The sequence below is a fragment of the Microbacterium sp. genome (assembly GCF_031988965.1).
Taxonomy (GTDB): Bacteria; Actinomycetota; Actinomycetes; order Actinomycetales; family Microbacteriaceae; genus Microbacterium.
In genome coordinates, this window is the sequence record NZ_DALZXX010000141.1 from 1 (window position 1) to 7,457 (window position 7,457).

The following is a 7,457-nucleotide window of genomic DNA, read 5'->3' on the forward strand; positions in this document are numbered from 1 at the left end:
CGGCGCGCGAGCTCGCCGCGCTGCTCGTCGAGGGCCTCCGGGCGAAGGGCGCCTGATGACGGTTCGTGAGATCCGTGTGTTCGGCGACCCGGTGCTGCGCACCGTGTGCGCCCCGATCGAGAACATCGACGACGGCGTCCGAGCCCTCATCGCCGATCTCGTCGACACCGTGGAGCTGCCCGGCCGCGCCGGCGTCGCCGCACCCCAGATCGGTGTGGGACTGCGTGCCTTCAGCTACAACATCGACGGCGACATCGGCTACATCATCAACCCCGTGCTGACCGAGGTCCGCGGGGAGGCCGTGCCGACGGGGGAGGGATGCCTGTCCGTGCCGGGGCTGTGGCACGACGCACTCCGCCACCCGTGGGCGCGCGTCGAAGGGATCGATCTCGATGGAGCACCGGTGATCCTGGAAGGGGACGGCCTCCTCGCCCAGGCGCTCCAGCACGAGACCGATCATCTGGACGGGAAGCTGTACCTGTCGCGGCTCGATCCGGAGACCCGCAAGCGTGCGATGCGCGAGGTGCGCGAGAGCTCCTGGTTCTGATCGCCACGCGCACCGGACAGCAGAAGGGCCCCGCCGAGGCGGGGCCCTTCTGCTGTCCGCCCTGCGGTGATCAGCCGCCGATGGCGACGTTGGTGGTCGACACGGGCTCGTCGTAGATCGCGGCGATCTCATCGGCGAAGTCGCTCATGATCACGTTGCGCTTGATCGACAGCTTGGGGGTCAGATGACCCGATGCTTCGGTCCACTCGGTGTCAAGGATCGTGAACTTGCGGATCGACTCCGCCCGGGAGACGCGGGTGTTGGCCGCATCCACCGCCTTCTGGATCTCGGCGCGGACCGCATCGTTCTTCGCCGCCTGCGTCAGAGACATGTCCTTGTCGAGACCGTTGTTCGCGAGCCACGTCGGCAGCATCTCGGGGTCGAGCGTCACCAGGGCCGAGATGAACGGGCGCTGGTCGCCGACGACCACGACCTGACCGATGATCGGGTTCGCGCGGATCGGGTCCTCGAGCGCGGCGGGGGCGACGTTCTTGCCACCCGCGGTCACGATGATCTCCTTCTTGCGCCCGGTGATCGTGAGGAACCCCTCGGAGTCGAAGCTGCCGATGTCGCCGGTGTGGAACCAGCCGCCGTCGCTGAAGGCCTCAGCCGTGGCTTCGGGGTTGTTCCAGTACTCCCGGAAGACGTTGATGCCGCGCACCTCGATCTCACCGTCGTCTGCGAGCCGTACGCCCACGCCCGGGAGGGCCGGCCCGACCGAACCGATCTTGGACTTGTCCGCGAGGTTCACCGTGGCCGGCGCGGTCGTCTCCGTCAGGCCGTAGCCCTCGAGGATCACGACGCCGAGGCTGTGGAAGAAGTGGCCGAGTCGTGCGCCGAGCGGGGCGGAACCCGACACGGCGTAGACGATCCTGCCGCCCATCGCCTCGCGCAGCTTTCCGTAGACGAGCTTGTTGAACAGGGCGAACTTGAGCTTCATCCCGAACGGGATGCCCTTGCCCTCTTCGAGCAGCTTCGAGTGCTGGATGGCCACATCCGCGGCTGCGCGGAAGATCTTGCCCTTGCCGCCCGCCTCCGCCTTCTGCTCGGCCGAGTTGTACACCTTCTCGAAGACCCGCGGCACGGCCAACAGGAAGGTCGGCTTGAACGAGCCGAGCGCGGGGAGGAGCTGACGGGTGTCCGGCTGGTGGCCGGTGCGCACGCCCGCGTGCACGTTGAGGATCGAGATGAAACGGGCGAACACGTGTGCGGTCGTGATGAAGAGCAAGGTCGACGAGCCGGGCGTCTGCACCACCGCGTCGAGAGCCTTGGCGGAGTTGCGCGACAGCTCGACGAAGTTGCTGTGCGTGAGCACGCATCCCTTGGGGCGTCCGGTGGAACCCGATGTGTAGATGAGCGTGGCGATGTCGGAGCCCACGGCGATGCTGCGGAGCCGTTCGATCTCTGCGTCGGGGATCGAGGCGCCCTGCGCCGTGAGCGCGCTGATCGCGCCGAGGTGGAGCTGCCAGACCTCGCGGATGAGGGGGAGGTCGCCGCGCACCTCGTCGAGACGCGCGAAGTGCTCGGGTGATTCGACCAGAAGGGCGATCGCGCCGGAGTCCTCGAGGATCCACTGAATCTGCGACGGGGAGCTGGTCTCGTAGATCGGCACCATGACCGCGCCGGCATAGAAGAGCGCGAAGTCGACCAGCGTCCAGTCGTAGGTGGTTCGTGCGAGGAAGCCGACCTTCTCGCCGGGCTGGATGCCTGCGGCGACGAAGCCCTTCGCCAGAGCGATCACGGCGGTCTGGAAGTCCGCGGCCGAGATGTCGCGCCACCCGTCGCCCTCGGGGACGGAGAACAGAGCACGATCGGGCGTGGCCTCCACGCGCTTCACGAGCAGATCCGCGATGTTGCCTTCGGGATCGGCGGGGACGACGGCGGGGACTTCAAACTGGACCACGGCAGCTCCTTCGGTACCGGTCGGGCACGGGGTTGCACACGAGTCTAGGGCATGAGACCCGGTCGCACGATGGATGAAACTGAGTCGCGCACGCGTGATGTCTGTCGCGGGGCGCTGGCGGATGCTCGCCGCGGGGATAGACTTCACCTCGATGTTCTACTGGCTGATGAAGTACGTCGTGATCGGCCCCGTGGTCAAGGCGATCTTCCGCCCCTGGGTCGTGGGGCGCGCGAACGTGCCCGCGAGCGGCGCGGCGATCCTCGCCAGCAACCATCTGTCGTTCGCCGATTCGATCTTCCTGCCCCTGATGATCGACCGCTCGATGTCGTTCCTCGCCAAGAGCGACTACTTCACGGGGCGTGGCCTCAAGGGATGGGCGACGATGTTCTTCATGAAGGCGACGGGTCAGATCCCGATCGATCGGTCCGGGGGCAAGGCATCCGAAGCGTCGCTCAACACCGGGCTGCAGGTGCTCGGCGGCGGAGACCTGCTCGGCATCTACCCCGAGGGCACCCGCAGCCCCGACGGTAAGCTGTATCGCGGACGCACCGGCCTCGCGCGCATGGCGCTTGAGGCCAAGGTCCCGGTCATCCCGGTAATCATGGTCGACACCGACACCGCGATGCCGATCGGTCAACGCCTGCCGCGCGTGGTGCGGGTGGGAATCGTCATCGGCGAGCCGCTCGACTTCTCGCGCTACGCGGGAATGGAGAACGACCGGTACATCCTCCGATCCGTCACAGACGAGATCATGGTGGCGCTGCAGCGACTGGGGGAGCAGGAGTACGACGACGTCTACGCGTCGACCGTCAAGGACCGCCTGCCGACCCGCGTCACACGGCGCTCGTAGGGCGTCCGGCGCGATCCGCGCGCACTAGGCTGGAGTCATGCTCCAGCACCACATCGACGCGCTTGACGCGTGGCGCTCGCTCCCGATCAAGCAGCAGCCTCAGTGGGGCGACGCCGAGCGCGTCGCCGAGGTCTCTGCGCAGATCGCAGCGCTCCCGCCCCTGGTGTTCGCCGGCGAGGTAGACAACCTCCGTGATCGTCTGGCACGCGCGGCATCCGGGCAGGCCTTCCTGCTCCAGGGTGGCGACTGCGCCGAGACGTTCGCCGGCGCCACCGCCGACCAGATCCGCAACCGGATCAAGACCGTCCTGCAGATGGCGGTCGTGCTGACGTATGGCGCCTCGATGCCCATCGTGAAGATGGGCCGCATGGCGGGGCAGTTCGCGAAGCCCCGCTCGAGCGACACCGAGACGCGCGGCGATGTCACGCTGCCGGCCTACCGCGGCGACATCGTGAACGGCTACGACTTCACCGAGGGGTCGCGCCGTGCCGATCCGGGTCGCCTGCTGCAGGGGTACCACACGGCGGCGTCGACTCTGAATCTCATCCGCGCCTTCACCCAGGGTGGCTTCGCGGATCTTCGCGAGGTGCACTCCTGGAACAAGGGCTTCGCGCAGAACCCGGCGAATCAGCGCTACGAGCGCATGGCGGCCGAGATCGACCGCGCCATCAAGTTCATGGAGGCCGCCGGTGCGGACTTCGACGAGCTCAAGCGCGTCGAGTTCTTCACGGGCCACGAGGGTCTGCTCATGGACTACGAGCGCCCCATGACCCGCATCGACTCGCGCACGGACACGCCGTTCAACACCTCGGCGCACTTCCTGTGGATCGGCGAGCGTACGCGCGATCTCGACGGAGCCCACGTCGACTACTTCTCGAAGATCAGGAACCCGATCGGCGTCAAGCTGGGGCCGACCACGACGCCCGAGACGGCGCTCGAGCTGATCGACAAGCTCGACCCGAACCGCGAGCCCGGACGTCTGACGTTCATCACGCGCATGGGTGCCGGGAAGATCCGCGACGCGCTTCCTCCGCTGCTCGAGGCCGTGCGCGATTCCGGTGCGCAGCCGCTCTGGGTCACCGACCCGATGCACGGCAACGGGATCACGACCCCCACCGGCTACAAGACCCGTCGCTTCGACGATGTGGTCGACGAGGTCCGGGGCTTCTTCGAAGCTCACCGCGTCGCCGGAACCTTCCCCGGCGGAATCCACGTCGAGCTCACGGGTGACGACGTCACCGAGTGCCTCGGCGGATCCGAGCACATCGACGAGGCCGCGCTCGCGACGCGCTACGAGAGCCTGTGCGATCCTCGCCTGAACCACATGCAGTCGCTCGAGCTGGCGTTCCTCGTGGCCGAAGAGCTCGAGAAGCGCTGATCACCACTCGCTGACGAACACAGAGCCGCCCTCCCCGATCGGGGAGGGCGGCTCTGTGTTCGCGACCGGCCGCGTCGGGATCCCCCGACCGCCTGCAGCAGGAGAGGTGGACGGGGGATCTCAGCCCGAGAGCTGGATCGAGAGCTTGACGTTTCCGCCGCGAGGGAGCTGCTTGTCTGCGCCGGGGTCCTGTCCGGTCACTCGGGCGAGCTCCGCGAATCCGGGCAGATCGCCCCAGGCCGCGTAGCTCGCGGTGAAGCCCGCATCTTCGAGGATGCTCTTCGCGTCGATCAGGGTGCGGTTGGAGACATCCGGCACGGGGAACAGCTCCGGCCCCTTCGAGACGATGAGCGTCACCGTGTCGCCCGGTCGGCGGTTGCCCTCTTCGGCGCGGTCCTGCACGCCGATCACGATGTCCTTGTCGACCTCGTCGCTGAAGCGGTAATCGATCTCACCCGAGACGACGACCTGCTTGTCGGTGAGCGTCCGCGTCGCCTCGTCGACCGACATCCCCGACACGTCCGGGAACGTGCCGGCCGAGACGTAGAGCTCGACGGAGTCGTCTTCGAGGAGATCGCAGCCGTCGCCGCACCCGTAGACCTCCGCACCGTCGCGAGGCGTAACGAACGCGTTGATCACGCGGCCGGCCTCGGCATCGGAGAAGAGGATCAGCGGGGTCTCCGCCACGTTGACCTCGATGTCGGCGAGATAGTCCCTCGCCTCCTGCTCCGTCTTGCCGTTCAGCGCCTCGACGGAGTGCGCCGCCGGACCCACGGAGACGAACACCGTGATCTCTGCGCCCTTATCGAGTCGCGCACCCTCGTCGGGGTCTGTGCGGATCGTCACGTCCCGCGCGATGTCGATGGAGTTCTCCTCGCCGCGGACGGGGACGAATCCCTCGGCTGTCAGCGCGGCGGCGGCCTCGTCGTAGGTCTGCCCCGCGACCCCGGGGACGGCGATCAGGGAGCCCGGGCCTGATCCGAACCACCATCCGACTCCGCCCGCGACCATCGCCAGCAGGAGCACGAGAGTCAGCAGGAAGGCTCCACGCGCACGGCGTTTCGCGGACCGTCGCCGGAGCAGCGTGGCATTGTCGACCACTTCGGACGTGGCGGTGTCGGGCGGGCTCGGCATCACCATCGTGTTCGGCATGACCTTCGTGAGGTCGGCCGAGTCGGACTGCGCCCGCTGAGGGGTGGTGGCCGCCGCGACCGCCGGAGCGATTCCGAGACCGCGTTCGATCTCGCGCAGGCGCTCGAGCATCTGCTGGGCATCGTCCGGACGTTCATCGGGAGACTTCTCGGTGGCCCAGAGCACCAGCTCGTCGAGCTGCTCGGGGACCCCGGGGTTGCGAACGCTGGGACGGGGGACGGACTCGGTCGCGTGCTGGAACGCGATCTGCATCGGCTGTTCGCCCTTGTACGGCTGTTCGCCGACGAGCATCTCGTAGAGCATGATGCCGAGCGCGTAGATGTCGCTGCGGGCATCAGCGGTGCCTCGGGTGACGAGTTCGGGCGCGAGGTAGGCGATGGTTCCGAGCAGCTGCTGTCCGGTCGCCGTGTTCGCGGTCGTGGCGCGCGCGAGGCCGAAGTCGCCGATCTTGATGCGCCCGTCCTCGGCCAGCAGCACGTTCTCGGGCTTCACGTCGCGATGGACGATGCCGGCGCGGTGCGCGGCCGAGAGCCCGGCGAGCACGGCATCCATGATCGTGATCGTCTGCGGCACGGTCAGCCGCTTCTGCTCGCGCAGGAGCTCGCGCAGCGTGATGCCGGGCAGGTACTCCATGACGAGATACGCGAGCTCGCCGTCCTGGCCCTGGTCGAACACGTTGACGACGTGCGGGTCCGCGAGCCGTGCGGCGGCGCGAGCCTCTTGGATGAACCTGCTCTGGAAGGCCGAGTCGTCGCTGAGGTGCGCATGCATCACCTTGAGTGCGATGCGGCGCTCGAGGCGGAGGTCGGTTGCGACGTAGACCGTGGCCATCCCGCCACGTGCGATGCGGGCACGTACCCGGTACCGACCGTCGACGAGCCGCCCGATGAGGGGGTCGGCCTGCTGATTGGTCGTCACGTCAAGATTCTATTGATGACTGCCTGAAAGCTCCGGGAGCGGCTCGCCCCTCGACCCTGCACGTTTACCCGGAAGCGCATCACCCGTGCTGGGGGAGCCACTGGTACGCCTGCGTCTCCCACTGGCCGTACCGGTCGGGATACGCAGAGATCTGCACCGCCTGGGCGGCGTCGGTGAACGACATCTGCTCCCATCCGCCGATGTCGAGCAGGCCGCGCGTGCTGTGCCCGTTGGGGTCGCCCGCACCCCCGAAGAACACCCGGGTGCTTCGCACGGCATCGACGACCTGCTCGGGCGTGCCCCAGCCGGTGCTGGGCCGCTGCTGGAACAGCCCGAGCGAATCGCGGTCGCCGTAGTTCACGTTCCGAAGGCTGGACTCGACCATCGCGGTCGCGAGCGCGGTGGCGACGGCGCGATCCGATACACCGAGGTCCCGGCCCACCGAGATGATCAGGTGCGCGTTGGATGCCTGCTCGGCATCGAGGTTCGCGAACAGCTGCGGCGGGGGACCTGCCGACTCCACCGCGGCGGGTGCGGGTGCCGGGGCGGGTGCGGCGGCGACGAGGATGCTCTGGCCCGGGTAGATGATCGCGTCGGCGCCGAGCCCGTTGAGGGCCAGCAGGATGCCGGTCGTCGTACCGTAACGCTGAGCGATGGCGAAGAGCGTGTCACCCGCGGAGACGGCATGCGCGGTTCCCGCGGTCCCAGC

The 7,457-nt window shown here is 68.0% G+C and carries 6 protein-coding genes; 3 read left to right on the forward strand and 3 right to left on the reverse strand.

Annotation, left to right across the window (positions count from 1 at the left end; all coding sequences use genetic code 11):
- Nucleotides 1-55: 55 nt before the first annotated feature.
- Nucleotides 56-547 (forward strand): peptide deformylase, encoded by a 492-nt coding sequence (gene def / locus RTM68_RS15740; RefSeq protein WP_312172705.1) that lies wholly within the window; start codon nt 56-58, stop codon nt 545-547.
- A 70-nt stretch (nt 548-617) separates the two neighbouring features.
- Here def and RTM68_RS15745 read toward each other — a convergent pair whose 3' ends face one another.
- On the reverse strand, nt 618-2,450 hold the full coding sequence (locus RTM68_RS15745; protein WP_312172698.1) for a long-chain fatty acid--CoA ligase: 1,833 nt from the start codon (nt 2,448-2,450) through the stop codon (nt 618-620).
- Nucleotides 2,451-2,601: 151 nt separating this feature from the next.
- On the opposite strand from RTM68_RS15745, the gene RTM68_RS15750 reads away from it, so the two are divergent.
- On the forward strand, nt 2,602-3,300 hold the full coding sequence (locus tag RTM68_RS15750; RefSeq protein ID WP_312172709.1) for a lysophospholipid acyltransferase family protein: 699 nt from the start codon (nt 2,602-2,604) through the stop codon (nt 3,298-3,300).
- A 37-nt stretch (nt 3,301-3,337) separates the two neighbouring features.
- On the forward strand, nt 3,338-4,678 hold the full coding sequence (locus RTM68_RS15755; RefSeq protein WP_194763453.1) for a class II 3-deoxy-7-phosphoheptulonate synthase: 1,341 nt from the start codon (nt 3,338-3,340) through the stop codon (nt 4,676-4,678).
- A gap of 120 nt (nt 4,679-4,798) precedes the next feature.
- Here the strand turns inward: RTM68_RS15755 and pknB are convergent, their stop codons facing one another.
- Nucleotides 4,799-6,748 (reverse strand): Stk1 family PASTA domain-containing Ser/Thr kinase, encoded by a 1,950-nt coding sequence (gene pknB / locus RTM68_RS15760; RefSeq protein ID WP_312172700.1) that lies wholly within the window; start codon nt 6,746-6,748, stop codon nt 4,799-4,801.
- A gap of 79 nt (nt 6,749-6,827) precedes the next feature.
- On the reverse strand, nt 6,828-7,457 hold a 630-nt coding region (locus RTM68_RS15765), incomplete at its 5' end, for a LysM peptidoglycan-binding domain-containing protein (RefSeq protein ID WP_312172702.1).

Excerpts from the sequence above, each read along its gene's own strand:
- def (WP_312172705.1), top strand. The coding sequence starts at position 56 with ATGACGGTTCGTGAGATCCGTGTGTTCGGCGACCCGGTGCTGCGCACC.
- RTM68_RS15750 (WP_312172709.1), top strand. The coding sequence starts at position 2,602 with ATGTTCTACTGGCTGATGAAGTACGTCGTGATCGGCCCCGTGGTCAAG.
- RTM68_RS15755 (WP_194763453.1), top strand. The coding sequence starts at position 3,338 with ATGCTCCAGCACCACATCGACGCGCTTGACGCGTGGCGCTCGCTCCCG.